This window comes from Myxococcales bacterium, assembly GCA_016717005.1.
Taxonomy (GTDB): domain Bacteria; phylum Myxococcota_A; class Polyangia; order Haliangiales; family Haliangiaceae; genus UBA2376.
The window spans coordinates 82890-95667 of the sequence record JADJUF010000001.1 but is presented as its reverse complement, the minus strand read 5'-3'; the positions used below and the strand labels follow the sequence as shown (position 1 = coordinate 95667).

Sequence of the window (12778 nt, the reverse complement as noted above, 5' to 3'; positions counted from 1 at the left end):
GACGCCGCCGTGAGAGAAGACTCCGCCGCCCGTCCCCGCACGGTGTCGCGCCACCGGTTCGTGGCGCCGCCCGGGATGGAGGTCGACGGCGGCGAGGCCCACAAGACGATCGGCCGCTACGAGATCGTCAAGGTCCTCGGCAAGGGCGCGATGGGCGTGGTCTACAAGGCCCGCGACCCGCTGCTCGACCGCACGGTCGCGGTCAAGACGATCGTGTCGCCCCAGGGCTCGGGCAAGCGCATCCGCTCGGCCTACCTCGAGCGGTTCCAGCGCGAGGCCAAGGCCGCGGCCAAGATGCCGCACCCGGCGATCGTGACCATCTTCGACGTCGGCGTCGACGACGACTCGGGGGCGCCGTTCATGGTGCTCGAGTACCTGCCGGGCGAGTCGCTGGCCGACCGCCTCGACCGGGTCCGGATGCCGCTCGGGCGCGGCGTCAACATCGCGCTCGATCTGGCGAGCGCGCTGGCGTTCGCGCACCGCCAGCGCATCGTCCACCGCGACGTCAAGCCGGCCAACGTGCTCCACGCCGGCGAGCAGCGCTGGAAGCTCGCCGACTTCGGCATCGCGCGCATGCCCGACAGCGACCTGACCCAGGTCGGCATCTTCATGGGCACGCCCGGCTACGCCCCGCCCGAGGCGATCCGCGAGGGCCGCTACACCGCCGGCGCCGACGTGTTCGCGTGGGGCGCGCTTCTATATGAGCTTCTATGCGGGCGCATCCCCTACGAGGGCCCCGACACCAAGACCACCAACGGCTTCGTCTGCAAGGGCGACGCGCTGCCGCCGACCCACCACGACGCGTCGGTGCCGCAGCCCCTGGCCGAGGTGTGCATGGTCGCGCTCGATCCGTCGCCGCAGCGGCGCTACAAGGACGGCGCCGAGGCCGAGGCCGCGCTGCGCGGCGCCTGGGAGAAGTGCCTGCGCGAGGCGCTGGTGGCGCCGATGGCGCTGGCCGGCGACGAGGTGCCGCACGAGCGGGTCCACGGCGGCATGCACGCGTCGGTGACCGCGCGGCCGGCGGCGACCGCGCCGGCCAAGCCGCTCTCGACCGAGGACCTCGAGCCCGACGACGAGGCCACGGCGGTCGCGGGCGGCGCCGACGACAGCGACGTCGGGCAGGTCACGACCCGGCGCGATCCGCCCCCGGCCGGGCGCGAGGTGTCGCTGCGCGCCGCCAAGCTGTCGCGCCCGATGCCGCCGGTGATCGAGGCCCGCGGCGCCGGCCGCGTCGGCGACGACGATCCCACGAGGCTGCTGGACACCCGCAAGCTCGCGGCCGACCGGCGTGAGGCCGAGCGGCGCACCGAGCGGCGGGGCGCCGTCGCCGCGATCCGCTCGAGGCCGCGTCCGTGGGGTCGCGCCCGCGGCCACAGCAGGCGCTGCGCTCCTGTCCGCTGGTGCTCCGATCCGTCGCCGCCGTGGTCGCGACCTACCTCGCGACCCGCGATGACCGGGGGAGCCGGGAAACCGGAGCCGGATCCGGAGTGATCACCCCGATCCGACCGATCCGTCGATCCGGTCCTGATCCGGATCCCCTGATCCCGATCCATGCCGATCCGACCTGATCCGATCCCGATCCGGTCCCCGATCCGATCCCGATCCCGATCCCGATCCCGATCCCGATCCCGATCCCGATCCCGATCCCGATCCCGATCCCGATCCTCGGCCCTCAGGGCTGACAAACCTCGATCGGAACCTGATCCACGCGCCCGGAGGTTCGCGTCGTGAGTGTGCGGGGCCTTCGGGGCTTGCCCCTGCACCTGCCTGGGCCTTGGCGCTGGCCCGCCGAAGCTCAGCGGGCGCAGGCCGCGGCCCGGGCGCGCAGGAACGCCTGCTCGCGGCCGTTGCGAGTCAGCGCCGCGGCGCGCTCGAACTCGACCTTGGCCTCGTCGAGGCGGCCGAGCCGGACCAGCAGATCGCCGCGCACGCTCGGCAGGCGGTGGTAGCGCGCCAGCGCGGGCTCGGCGTCCAGGCGGTCGACCCAGGCCAGGCCGGCGGCCGGGCCGTGGGCCATGCCGATCGCGACCGCGCGGTTGAGCTCGACCACCGGCGACGGCGCGACCTCGGCCAGCGCGCCGTACAGCGCGACGATGCGCGCCCAGTCGGTGGCGTCGGCGGTGGCGGCCCGGGCGTGGCAGGCGGAGAGCGCGGCCTGGAGCGCGTATGGCCCCCGGGCGCCGCCGAGCGCCTCGGCCCGGGCCAGGGCCTCGAGCCCGTGCACGATCAGCAAGCGATCCCAGCGACCACGATCTTGATCGAGCAGCAGCACGGGCGCGCCGTCGGCGTCGACGCGGGCGGCGGCCCGGGCGCCGTGTAGCTCCATCAGCGCCACGAGCCCGTGGACCTCGGGCTCGCGCGGCATCAGCTCGGCCAGGACGCGGCCGAGGCGGATGGCGTCGCCGCACAGCGCCGGGCGCATCCAGTCGTCGCCGGCGGTGGCGGCGTAGCCCTCGTTGAAGATCAGGTAGACCACCGCCAGCACCGACGCCAGCCGGGCGCCGAGCGCGTCGCCGCGCGGCACCTCGAACGGCACCCGCGCGTCGGCCAGCGCCCGCTTGGCGCGCACGATCCGCTGGGCGACGGTCGGCTCGGCGACCAGGAACGCCCGGGCGATCTCGTCGGTGGTCAGGCCTCCGAGCAGGCGCAGGGTCAGGGCCACCTGGGCCTCGACCGGCAGCACCGGGTGGCAGGCGACGAACACGAGCCGCAGCAGATCGTCGCCCACCGGATCGGGCTCGTCGACGGGTTGGTGCGAGCCGGGGCTGAGCTGGCCGAGCTCATCGTGCTTGCGCGCGCGCATCCGGTCGCGGCGGACGTGGTTGATGGCGTGGTGCTTGGCGGTGGCCATCAGCCACGCGCCGGGGTTGGCCGGCACCCCGGCGGCGGGCCACTGCCGCAGCGCCGCCACCAGCGCGTCCTGCGCCAGCTGCTCGGCCACGCCGACGTCGCGCACGATGCGCGCCAGGCTGGCGATCAGCCGCGGCGCCTCGATGCGGTACGCCGCGGCGATGGCTCGGTGAGTCGCGCTGTCGGCCACCGGCCGATGGGACCACCGCGCCGCCGCCGTGCCAAGGGCGGCACCTCGCTGCGCGCCCTGCGCCATCGGCTACGGCTGCGGGAGATCGCTCGGGCCGAAGATCTGACGGATCTCCATCTCGGCCACGTGGCCCGGCCCGGCCACCTCCTGGATCATCGCCATGTAGCGTCGGCCGTGCTGGATGGCCTCGTCCTTCGACTTCACCTCGAACACCGCGAAGCCGCCGACCAGCTCGGTGGCCTCGGCGAACGGGCCGTCGATCTGGGTCAGCTTGCCGTCGGCGACCCGCAGCCGGACGCCGTCGGAGCTGGGCAACAGGCCGCCGGTGAACAGCATGATCCCGGCCTGGGTGAGCTGGGCGGCCGCCGCGTGGCTGACCTCCATGAGCTTGGGTGAGGGCGGCGCGCCGGCCTCGCTCTCGGGGGTCGCTTTGATGAGCATCATGAATCGCATGGGTCTCTCCTGAGCCGGCCGAAGTTGGCCTGGCATGGTGTCGTCAATCCAGCCCCGCGTGGATCGACACGTCCGTGACGTATTCTCGGGAGTCGCCGCACCCCTGTCCAAGAATCCCCGCGGACCCGGCTCACGGGGCCGGCCCGGGGACGTCGTCGACGTCGATGAGGCCGCCGCCGCGGCGCCAGCCGACCGCGAGCAGCCAGGCGTGCGGGCGGGGCCGATCACGGGGCTGGCCCGGCGGCGCCCGCCGCGACGGATTTCGCTCGCGGCGCTCGCGGCGCTCGCCAGCGTCGCGGTCGCCGCTGGCCCCGCGCGCCTCGGCCGATCGCCCGCGGCGCTGGCCGCGACGGATCTCGCTGGCCGAGACGCGGCGCCCGCCGCGACGGATTTCGCGCCCGCCCGTCCCGTCGGCGACGAGCCAGCGCCGCCCGCGATGGTGTTCGACGTGTGAGCCCCGCGACGCGCGCCGCCCCCCGCGCTCAGCGCGTCTGGGCCTGGGCCCGCAGCCCGCGCACCAGCGCGGCCTGGCCGTCGGCGTGGTAGCTCGACCGCACCAGCGGGCCGCTCTCGACGTGGGCGATGCCGAGGTCCCGGGCGATCTGGCCGAGCTCGGCGAACTCGGTCGGCGGCAGGTAGCGCACGATCGGCAGGTGCGACTTCGACGGCGACAGGTACTGGCCGAGCGTGAGGATGTCGACGCCGAGGCCGGCGATCTCCCGCAGCACCTCGATCACCTCGGCCTGGGTCTCGCCCAGCCCCATCATCAGGCCGGTCTTGGTGACCGCGCCGCGGGCCCGGGCGTGCTCGAGGATCTTGTAGCTGCGCGGGTAGCTGGCCTGGACCCGGACCTCGCGCGACAGCCGCGGCACGGTCTCGAGGTTGTGCGCGAACACGTCGGGCTCGGCGTCGAGGACGATGTCGGCGTGATCGGTGCGGCCCTTGAAGTCGCCGACGAGGACCTCGAGGGTCATCGTCGGGCACGCGGCCTTGACCGCGCGGATCGTGGCGGCCCAGTGGGCGCCGCCGAAGTCGGGCAGGTCGTCGCGGTCGACGCAGGTGATCACGGTGTGCTCGAGGTCGAGCTCGCCGAGCATGGTCGCGACCCGGCCGGGCTCGTCGGGGTCGAGCGGCAGCGGCCGGCCGGTCGTGACGTCGCAGAACCGGCACGAGCGGGTGCAGATGTCCCCCATGATCATGATGGTCAGGGCGCGCCGGCTCCAGCACTCGCCGATGTTGGGGCAGCTCGCGCTCTCGCACACGGTGTGGAGCTTGAGCTCGCCGACCCGCTGCTTGACCTCGAAGAAGGTCGGCTTGGTCGGCAGCGGCACCCGGATCCACTCGGGGTGGCGGCGGCGGGGCGGCGCGTCGGCGGCGGCCGGCGCCGCGGCCGGAGGCTGCACGACCGGGAGGTGGACGCGTTCGGCCATGCCGGCTTGTAGCGCGCGCGCGGCGGCGCGAGGGAAGCGGTGCCCGGGGCCGGACTCGAACCGGCATGAGCTTGCGCTCGCAGGATTTTAAGTCCCGTGTGTCTACCGTTCCACCACCCGGGCAGCGGGCGCAGCCTACCGCGCGGGCGCGGTCGAGATCACGCCGGCGAACAGCTCGCCGGCCATGAACCGCGTGCCCTTGGGCGGCTGATCGCGGTTGTGGCGGAGCGCGGTGTTGACCACGCGCCCGGCCCGATCGCGCCGCAGCCGCGGGCGGGTCACGTCGAGGAAGCCGCGCCGCACGATCCCGGCGCCGAGGTAGATCATCTCGACGACGCCGCGATCGTCGGCGCCGAGCGCGACCGCGACCAGCGACGCCGGGGCGCCGCCGACCGCGCGATCGAACACGATCAGATCGCCGGGCGCGAGCGCGGGGACGGAGCGCCAGGCCGCGGCGGCCTGGGCCCAGGCGATCAGCCCGGCGGCGTCGTCGACCGGGGGCGCGGGGCGCCCGACCAGCTGGCTGGACCACGCCAGCGCGGCGACCAGGGGCGGACGCGGGTCGCGGCGGCCGACCAGCGCGCGGGCGTCGTCGATGCGGTCGATCGGCGGGGTCGGCGCCGGGCGCTCGCGGTGCGGGCTGGGCAGCCGCGACAGCACGACGCCGCCGTCGGCGGCGCGGGGGTACGTCGGCGCCAGGGCCTCGGTGACCGGGCCCGCCGCGGCCGGCGGGGCCTCCCCGGGCGGGGCGGTCAGCACGCCCGGCGCCGGCGCGGTCCGGTGGGTCGACAGCGGCGCCCGGGCGCCGCACGCCGCCACCGTCACGACCAAGGCCAGGCGCCACATGCCCGAAACCGTAGGCCCGGCCCGGGCGCGGTCCAAATTTTCGGCCGATCACGCAACCGCGCACGCGCGCGGTCGAGAACAGGGGCAACCATGAGCGCCGACGACCTTCCGACCCTGCCCACGCGACCGACCTACCCGCTGGCGAGCCGGCACAGCCCACAGGACGCAGATCGGGTGCTCAAGAAGTTGGTGATCGCCAACCTCGACAAGTCGAACGAGGGGCTCTGGGCGCAGTACAACCCGAAGGAGATCCAGGTCGACAAGTCGGCGTCGTGGAGCCCGAGCGCCACCAGCAAGGGCGATCACCCCGAGTTGACGTTCACCACGTCCAACGCGCGCACGCTCCAGCTCGAGCTGTTCTTCGACACCTTCGAGACGGTCGGGCCGGGGGGCGCGCCGTTCGACGTTCACAAGCAGTACGTCGAGCCGCTCCAGAAGATGATGCTGGTGATGGACGAGGCCGGCGACGAGGACCGGCGTCGGCCGCCGCGGGTGATGATCCTGTGGGGCGACGATCTGCCCAAGTTCGTGGGCGTGGTCGAGTCGGTCAGCACCAAGTACACGATGTTCATGCCGGGCGGTCGCCCGGTGCGCGCGACCTGCTCGGTCAAGCTGATCGAGACCTCGCGCGAGTCGTTCATGCGCAAGCCCAAGCGGCCCTGACCGTTGCCCGCTCAGCGCACCAGGCGCACGACCGTCTCGACCTGCGCGGTCCCGGGCATCAGGTCGAACGGCTGCGCGTGATCGATGCGCCAGCCGCTGCCGGTCAGCGCCCGCAGATCGCGGCCGAGCGCGTCGGGGCCGCAGCTGACGTAGACCAGCCGGCCGGCGGTCGACGCCGTGGCCGCCGCCAGGGTCGCCGCCGAGCAGCCCTTGCGCGGCGGGTTGACGACGATCGCCGCCAGATCGGCGCCGCGCTCGGCCAGGACCTCGGCGTCGCCGACGACCCCGGTGATCGCCAGGCCGGCCGCGGTCGCGGCGGCGGTGAGCGCGGCGATCGCGCTGGCGTCGCGCTCGATCGCGGTGACGGTGGCGCCGGCGCGGGCCAGCGCGAAGCTGATGCCGCCGAGGCCGGCGTAGACGTCGGCCGCGCGCTCGCCCGGCGCCAGCGCGACCTGGGCCGCGACGTGGGCGTAGAGCGCGTCGGTCGCGACCGGGTTGACCTGGGCGAACTCGGTGGCGCCGAGCGCGACGTCGACCCCGGCGATCCGATCGGGCAGCGTGGCGTCGCCGGCCACCAGCACCGGCGGCGACGCCGCGAGCGCGCCGTCGGTGCGGTCGTTGTCGATCCGGACCACGCCGACGATCGTCGGGTCCTCGATCAGCGCGCGCCCGGCCGCGGCGACCGCGACCGCGGGCGTGTTGCTGCGCACCACCAGCGCCACCAGCAGCCGGCCGTCGCGGGCCTGGCGGATGATCGCGTAGCGGAGCTGGCCGGTGCCGCGCTGCTCGTCGAACGGCGCCAGCCGCGCGCCCGCGGCCGCGGCGATCACCGCGCCGCGCACGCGATCGATCGCGCGGGTCACGACCTGACAGCCGGCGGTGTCGACGAACTGGTGGCGATCGCGGGCCCAGGCGCCGAGCGCGAGGTGGCCGTCGGTGCGCCCGGCCACGTACTTGCCCTTGGCGCGGTAGTGGAGCTGGTGCGGCGCCGGCACCACCGCGGCCGGGGTCACCTGATCGCCGAGCGCGCGGGCGACCTGGCGGTGCTTGGCCGCGAGCTGGGCCGGGTAGGCGAGGTGCTGCCACGGGCACCCGCCGCAGCGTCCGAACGCCGGACACGGCGGCTTGACCCGGTCGGGCGACGGCGGCGACGTGCGGGTGACGATCCGACCCCAGGCCTCGGGCCGCTGCTTGCTCTGGTGGATCCACGCCACCCGGGCCCGCTCGCCCGGGAGCAGGTCGGCCACGTGGAGCGTGCGGCCGTCGACGGTGGCGACCCCGGCGCCGTCGTCGTCGAGATCGGTGGCGGAGACCTCGATCGCGGACGGCTTGCCGGGGGCTGACATCTCTGGCATGGGTAGCACGCCATGACCGCGCCCGTCCCCCCCGCGCCCGCGCGCACCGTCGTGGTGGCGCTGTCGGGCGGCGTCGACTCGGCCACCGCCGCCGGGCTGCTGGTGCGCGCCGGCCACCGCGTCATCGGCATGACCATGCGGCTCTACGACGCCCGCACCACCGGCACCGCGCGCGGGCGCTGCTGCGGGCCGCGCGACGTCGAGGACGCGCGCCGGGTCGCCGAGCACCTCGACATCCCGTTCTACGTGCTCGACCTCGAGGCCGAGTTCGCGCGCACCGTCGTCGACGACTTCGTCACGACCTACCTCGACGGCAAGACCCCCAACCCGTGCGTGCGCTGCAACCAGCACGTCAAGTTCGCGCCGCTCCTGGCCCGGGCCCGGGCGATCGGCGCCGACGTGCTGGCCACCGGCCACTACGGCCGGATCGCGCCCGGTCCCGACGGCGCGCCGGCGCTGTGGCGGGCGCGCGACCCCGACAAGGATCAGTCGTACTTCCTGTTCTCGATGCCGCCCGCCGCGCTGGCCGAGGTCTGGTTCCCGCTGGGCGAGCTGACCAAGCCGGCGGTGCGCGCGCTCGCCGCCGAGCTCGGCCTGCCCAACGCCGCCAAGCCCGAGTCGCAGGAGATCTGCTTCGTGCCCGACGGCGACCACGCCGGGTTCGTGGCCGCGGCGGCGCTGACCCGGGGCCGGACGCTGCCGACCGCGGGCGCGATCGTCGACGACCGCGGCGTCGCGCTGGGCCGCCACGACGGCGTCCACCGGTTCACGATCGGCCAGCACAAGGGCCTCGGCAACCTGCGCGGCCTCGGCCCCGACGATCGCCGGTTCGTCACCGCGATCGATCCGGTCGCCGGCACGGTCACGGTCGGGGCCCGCGCCGACGCCGCCACCGCCGGGTTCGTGCTCGACGAGCCGCGCTGGCTCGGGCCGCTCGCGGCCGAGGTCCAGGTCCAGGTCCGGCACCGCGGGCCCCGGGTGCCGGCGCGGATCACCGTCGGGCCGCGGGTGCAGGTCGCGCTGGCCGAGCCGCTGATCGCGGCGCCGGGCCAGGCCGCGGTGATCTACGACGGCGACCGCGTCGTCGGCGGCGGGTGGGTCGCGAGGTCGAGCGGCTGATCGATCGTGGCGTCGGCCAGGTCGGCGCCATCGGCGGCGTCGAGCAGGTCGGCCACGTCGAGCGTGCCGATCGCCGGGCCCCCGAGCTCGGTCTCCTCGTCGAGCCAGGCGTAGCCCGGCCCGTCGGTGCTGGTGGGCTCGGCGTCGTCACCGAACGGGCGCGTCGTGGTGTCCGACGAGGTGCCCGGCGTCCAGGTCGGGATCGCGGCCGCGCCGGGGCGCATGGGCGCCGTCACCGCGGCCGAGGTCGGCTCGGGCACCGGCTCGCGCGCGAGGGTGTCGGCGGTGGCGGCCGCGAACTGCGGCGGCGCGGGCGGGCCGGCGTGGGCGATGACGTCGTCGAGCCACGCCGCGAGCGTGCGCGCGGTGGCGCCAGCGGCGCCGAGGGTCGCGGCCCGGGCGACCTCGAGCGCGCTGGCCCGGCGCGCCGGCTCGCGATCGAGCGCCCGGTCGAGCGCGCGCGCGACCGCCATCGGCACCTCGGGGCAGACCCGATCGATCGGCGGGATCGGCTGGCCGCGCACCGCCGCGAGCGTGGCCGCGACGTCGGCGCCGTCGAACAGCAGCCGCCCGGTCAGGAGCTCCCACGCCACCGTCGCGAGCGCGAACACGTCGGTCGCGGTGGTCGGGCGCTCGCCGCGGGTCTGCTCGGGCGCCATGTAGCGCGGCTTGCCGCGCAGGCGCCGGCGCTCGACCGCGTGGGCGAAGCTGGCCCGGGCGATGCCGAAATCGAGGATCTTCACGTGGCCCTCGGACGACAGCATGACGTTGGCCGGCGACACGTCGCAGTGGACGATGCCGAGCGGGTGGCCGGCGGCGTCGGTGCGCCGGTGGGCGTAGTCGAGGCCGGCCGCGACCTCGGCGATCACGTGGCACGCCAGCGTCGACGGCAGCGTCCGGCCGCTGGCCCGGGCCCGGTCGAGCGCGGTCTTGAGGTCGAGGCCATCGACCAGCTCCATCGTCAGGTACAGGTCGCCGTCGACCTCGCCGAAGTCGAACACCTGCACCACGTTCTTGTGGCTGAGCTCGGCGGCGATCCGGGCCTCGTCGATGAACGACCGGATGAACCGCGGCTCGCGGGCCTGGGCCCGGGCGATCCGCTTGAGCGCCTGGACCTTCTCGAACCCGGCCAGGCCCACGGTCTTGACGCGGAACACCTCGGCCATGCCGCCGCGCGCGATCGGCGCGAGCACATGATAGCGGCCGATGCGAGTGGGCGCCTCCACGGGCGGGAGTCTACCGGAGCCGGCGCCCGGGCGCGATCGGCGTGTGCGCGGCGGCGCGGCCGGCGCCCGGGCTTTGCTATGGTGCGCGCGTGTCCGACCCCTCCGATCTCAGCGCGCTCGAGGTCGTGCTCGGCTATCACTTCGGCAACCGCGCCACGCTCGACGTCGCGCTGCGCCACAGCTCGTGGCTCAACGAGCACGCCGAGGCCGTCGGCGGCGACAACGAGCGGCTCGAGTTCCTCGGCGACGCCGTGCTCGATCTGGTGGTCGGCCACCGGCTCATGACCCGGTTCCCGCAGCTGCGCGAGGGCGAGCTGTCGGTGACCCGGGCCCAGGTCGTGAGCGAGGCCGGCCTGGCCGAGGTCGCGGCGTCGCTCAGCCTCGGCACGTGGCTGCGCCTGGGCAAGGGCGAGGACAAGAGCGGCGGCCGCACCAAGCGCTCGATCCTGGCCGACGCGTTCGAGGCGGTGATCGCGGCGGTCTACCTCGACGGCGGCTACTCGGCCGCGGCCGAGATGGTCGAGCGGCTGCTGGCCCACCGGATCGAGAACGTCGAGCACACCGGCTTCTACGACTTCAAGACCCGACTGCAAGAGATGGCGCTGGCCCGGCTCAAGCGCCCGCCGGTCTACAAGGTCGTGGCCGAGATCGGGCCCGATCACGCCAAGCAGTTCGTGGTCGAGGTGTGGATCGGCGACGAGCTGTACGCGCGGGCCGAGGGCACCTCGAAGAAGGCCGCCGATCAGAACGCGGCGGCCGCGGCCGCGTTCAAGCTCGAGGGCAAGGGCGCCGGCACACCGTAGCGTCAGCGCTCCCGCCGCGTCGACGCGTGGCGGCGCGTGCGCCGTGGCGCCCCCGCGCCGGGGCGATCCAGCGGCGCGCGCCGACGGCACGACCGTGGGGCGCCGCGCCCCGCTCGACCTCACGCGCGCCCGTGCGCCCGGGGGTCACGCCTCGGTCGCGATCAGCACGCCGTCGACGAAGCGGCCGTCGACCGCGTCGTCGAGGTCGAGGGCGAGCACGGTCTCGGCCAGGTCGGCCAGCCAGCCGTCGACGACCTCGGCCAGCTTCGGCGACAGGCCGCCATCGTCGCCGAGCAGCGCCTGGACCGCGGCGATCGCGGCGGCGCGATCGACCCCCGCGACCAGGGCGGCCCGGGCGGCCCGCAGCTCGGCCATCGACAGCGCCTGCGGCGCGAGCGCGCCCGCGGCCAGCCAGCGCGCGAGCGCGGTCCGGGCGTAGGCGTCGAGCGGGGGCCGGTCCTCGGCGCGGGCGCCGCCGGTCAGCACGATCCCGAGCCGCTCCGCGACGGCGATCCGCAGCGCCAGCACCGCCAGCACCTCGGCCGCGCGCCGCAGATCGGCGGTCGACTCGAACGGGCGCACGCCGACGCCCGGCGGCTGGTCGGCGGCGCGCGCGAACCACGGCCGCGGCCCGTTGAGCGCGGTGACCATCGCCTGGGCGACGTCGTCGGCGGTCGCGGCCCGGGGCGCCAGCGCCGCGGCGACCTTGGCCAGGCGCAAGGTCACGGTGTAGCCGACCCGGTGCAGGCGGGTCAGCGACGCCGTCGGCAAGAGCGCGACCGCGCGCGCGACGTCGCCGCGCGCCACCGACTCGAGGCCGAGCGACACGGTCGCGGTCGCGTACTCGGCGGCGCCGGCCAGCGCGGTCGCGTCGCCGGGCTTGACCCGCGCCGCCGACAGCACCTTGTTGACCAGCGTGACCAGCGCCTGCTGCAGGCGGGCGTGGACCGCCGGCGCGTCGGTCGCCGCCCGATCCCAGACCTGGGCCAGGAAGGTCTTGGCGACCAGCTGCTCGATCACCGCCAGCGGCAGCGCGAGCGCGTCGTCGAGGACCTCGGTCGTGGCCGGGGCCTCGGCGGCGAACTGCTCGACCGCCAGCGGCGCGAACAGCTCGAGCGCCTCGTAGAAGTCGACGTAGCCGAGGTCGGCCATCCGGCCGGAGCGCCAGCGGTAGCTGGTCTCCTCGAGCGACGCCGCCGGCTCGGACCGCGCCGCGAGCAGCGTGTGCCGCGCCAGGGCCATGTCGGCCCGGTACAGATCGTCGACCAGCGCCATGATCAGCCGCGCCTGATCGTCGCCGCCGAGCAGCCGGATCGCGAACGCGCCGTCGGGCGTGAACCAGACCGGGGGCGGATCGGGATCGTCGGCGTACTCGTAGTCGTGATCGGGATCCTCGCCGCCGGTCAGGTCGTAGATGATCGTGTGCGCGGCGATGAACAGGGCCCGCCACTCGGGATCGAGCCCGTGCCAGACCTCCCCGACCTTCTCGAAGCCGAGGTCGAGGATCGCCGCGAGCCAGGGCCGGGCCTGGGCCACGTCGACCCGATCGCGATCCCAGACCTCGAGGTCGAAGCAGCCCTGGATCTGCGCCGGGGTCGCCAGCGCCAGCAGCTCGCCGGCCTCGGCCAGGCCGACGTCGACGACGAGCTCGTGGATCGCGTTGGGCGCCAGCGCCGCGACCGCGGCGGCCGGATCGTCGGCCTCGAGCAGCGCCTCGACCCGCGCCCGACCGCGGGGCCCGGTCAGTTGCGCGCGCAGGGAGGCGAGGGGGCCAGCGTCGTCGGGTCTTGTCACGTCGGCGCAACGTAGTGGCGCGCCGGGCCCAGCGCAACTCGCCGGCGGC

General features: G+C 75.3%; 12 protein-coding genes and 1 tRNA gene. 5 read left to right on the top strand and 8 right to left on the bottom strand.

The window, feature by feature from the left end; genetic code table 11:
- Nucleotides 1-9 precede the first annotated feature (9 nt).
- A complete protein-coding gene (locus IPL61_00400) occupies nt 10-1491 on the top strand; it encodes a serine/threonine protein kinase (GenBank protein MBK9029799.1) in 1482 nt (493 codons plus the stop codon).
- Nucleotides 1492-1795: 304 nt separating this feature from the next.
- On the opposite strand, the gene IPL61_00395 is transcribed toward IPL61_00400, so the two are convergent.
- Together IPL61_00395 and IPL61_00390 are read right to left on the bottom strand one after the other, a co-directional pair.
- A complete protein-coding gene (locus tag IPL61_00395) occupies nt 1796-3106 on the bottom strand; it encodes an RNA polymerase subunit sigma-24 (GenBank protein MBK9029798.1) in 1311 nt (436 codons plus the stop codon).
- 3 nt (nt 3107-3109) lie between these two features.
- Entirely contained in the window at nt 3110-3484 is a 375-nt protein-coding gene (locus IPL61_00390; protein ID MBK9029797.1) for a YciI family protein, read from the bottom strand.
- A 43-nt stretch (nt 3485-3527) separates the two neighbouring features.
- Between IPL61_00390 and IPL61_00385 the strand changes: the two genes are divergently transcribed.
- Nucleotides 3528-3947, top strand: coding sequence for a hypothetical protein (locus tag IPL61_00385; GenBank protein ID MBK9029796.1), 420 nt, complete (start codon nt 3528-3530; stop codon nt 3945-3947).
- A gap of 28 nt (nt 3948-3975) precedes the next feature.
- Here the strand turns inward: IPL61_00385 and lipA are convergent, their stop codons facing one another.
- The 3 genes from lipA to IPL61_00370 all read right to left on the bottom strand — a co-directional run bounded on the left by lipA (nt 3976) and on the right by IPL61_00370 (nt 5769).
- Nucleotides 3976-4923: a lipoyl synthase gene (gene lipA, locus IPL61_00380; GenBank protein MBK9029795.1), complete on the bottom strand. Its 948-nt coding sequence runs from the start codon at nt 4921-4923 to the stop codon at nt 3976-3978.
- A 40-nt stretch (nt 4924-4963) separates the two neighbouring features.
- Nucleotides 4964-5046 (bottom strand) — tRNA-Leu (locus tag IPL61_00375).
- Nucleotides 5047-5058: 12 nt separating this feature from the next.
- On the bottom strand, nt 5059-5769 hold the full coding sequence (locus IPL61_00370; GenBank protein ID MBK9029794.1) for a hypothetical protein: 711 nt from the start codon (nt 5767-5769) through the stop codon (nt 5059-5061).
- Between the two features lie 174 nt (nt 5770-5943).
- On the opposite strand from IPL61_00370, the gene IPL61_00365 reads away from it, so the two are divergent.
- Nucleotides 5944-6432 carry a hypothetical protein gene (locus IPL61_00365; protein ID MBK9029793.1) on the top strand — a complete coding sequence of 163 codons (489 nt, stop codon included), beginning with the start codon at nt 5944-5946 and terminating at the stop codon, nt 6430-6432.
- An 11-nt stretch (nt 6433-6443) separates the two neighbouring features.
- Here IPL61_00365 and rlmD read toward each other — a convergent pair whose 3' ends face one another.
- Entirely contained in the window at nt 6444-7778 is a 1335-nt protein-coding gene (gene rlmD, locus IPL61_00360; GenBank protein MBK9029792.1) for a 23S rRNA (uracil(1939)-C(5))-methyltransferase RlmD, read from the bottom strand.
- Nucleotides 7779-7799: 21 nt separating this feature from the next.
- Between rlmD and mnmA the strand changes: the two genes are divergently transcribed.
- A complete protein-coding gene (mnmA, locus tag IPL61_00355; protein ID MBK9029791.1) occupies nt 7800-8906 on the top strand; it encodes a tRNA 2-thiouridine(34) synthase MnmA in 1107 nt (368 codons plus the stop codon).
- Here the strand turns inward: mnmA and IPL61_00350 are convergent.
- A complete protein-coding gene (locus tag IPL61_00350; GenBank protein ID MBK9029790.1) occupies nt 8852-10132 on the bottom strand; it encodes a serine/threonine protein kinase in 1281 nt (426 codons plus the stop codon). The genes mnmA and IPL61_00350 overlap by 55 nt on opposite strands.
- Before the next feature lie 89 nt (nt 10133-10221).
- On the opposite strand from IPL61_00350, the gene rnc reads away from it, so the two are divergent.
- Nucleotides 10222-10935 carry a ribonuclease III gene (gene rnc, locus IPL61_00345; protein MBK9029789.1) on the top strand — a complete coding sequence of 238 codons (714 nt, stop codon included), beginning with the start codon at nt 10222-10224 and terminating at the stop codon, nt 10933-10935.
- A gap of 144 nt (nt 10936-11079) precedes the next feature.
- Here the strand turns inward: rnc and IPL61_00340 are convergent, their stop codons facing one another.
- Entirely contained in the window at nt 11080-12729 is a 1650-nt protein-coding gene (locus tag IPL61_00340) for a hypothetical protein (protein ID MBK9029788.1), read from the bottom strand.
- Nucleotides 12730-12778: the final 49 nt, after the last annotated feature.